The sequence below is a fragment of the Clostridium sp. AM34-11AC genome, from assembly GCF_003435375.1.
In the GTDB taxonomy this organism is placed as follows: Bacteria; Bacillota; Clostridia; order Lachnospirales; family Lachnospiraceae; genus Pilosibacter; species Pilosibacter fragilis.
Map to the genome: position 1 here is coordinate 286 of NZ_QWGL01000103.1, position 838 is coordinate 1,123.

Consider the following 838-nt stretch of genomic DNA (forward strand, 5'->3'; position numbering starts at 1 on the left):
GTGGACTTGCCATCTGGGGACACCTTGCGCTGCAAGCTGTTCCCAGCCGACAAGTTTTACAAAATCTCTCTATACTTTGACGGTCGGGTAAAGTATAATGAAGTCGACGACAAATCGGAAGTGGCTTATTGTATTGGGAAGGAGAAGTTATGGACAGAATGGTAATTGCAGGTGGCTATGGGATCTGTTTATTTTCCGCAGACACCTTACAGGATTTTTTGAAGCGTGAGAAAATTCGGAAAAGAAAACTGTTAAGTCTTCTGCAAAAGGATAAGGAGCTTTATCTGAACACGCAACGAGAGGGAATTTTCATCCCGTTGGTAGGGATTGATCACTATAATTATGCAATCAAATTGGAAGGGCAGGACGAGCCCTTTGATGACCAGTGGGTGCAAAAAATCAGCTATGAGGGCTTTAATCTGGAAGTAAAAGATGGACTTTGGATTTCTGCTATTGAACAGCTTGAACCTTTTGAGCCAAAGGAATACCATATCAAGGAAGAAGAATTTTATACCACACCGGGGTACTTCGGTTCTGTGGAGCACTACCACTCCCCGTGGGAACGGTGGTATAAGTCAGAAACACCAGATGGTATCTGTACAATTTATACGGACATCAAGTATAATGTTCCCGCTGGAAAATATCTGCTGTCCATCAAAGGCTACACCCGAAAGGAACAACAGAAATTTCCTACCCCCAACTGTGGTTTTTTCTTTTCCTTTACAGAAGTAGATTCGTTTGAAGGTTTCAAGAATCCACGAGAATCTGATGAGTACGATTTTAATCTAGGAAGTATAAAGTAGAAAACTTTCAATTTGCCACCCACACATCGGGTCAA

1 protein-coding gene is annotated in these 838 nt (G+C 42.1%); it reads left to right on the forward strand.

The window, feature by feature from the left end; genetic code table 11:
* The first annotated feature begins 149 nt into the window (after positions 1–149).
* Positions 150–803 carry a hypothetical protein gene (locus DW826_RS17945; RefSeq protein ID WP_227612115.1) on the forward strand — a complete coding sequence of 218 codons (654 nt, stop codon included), beginning with the start codon at positions 150–152 and terminating at the stop codon, positions 801–803.
* The last annotated feature ends 35 nt before the right edge of the window (positions 804–838 follow it).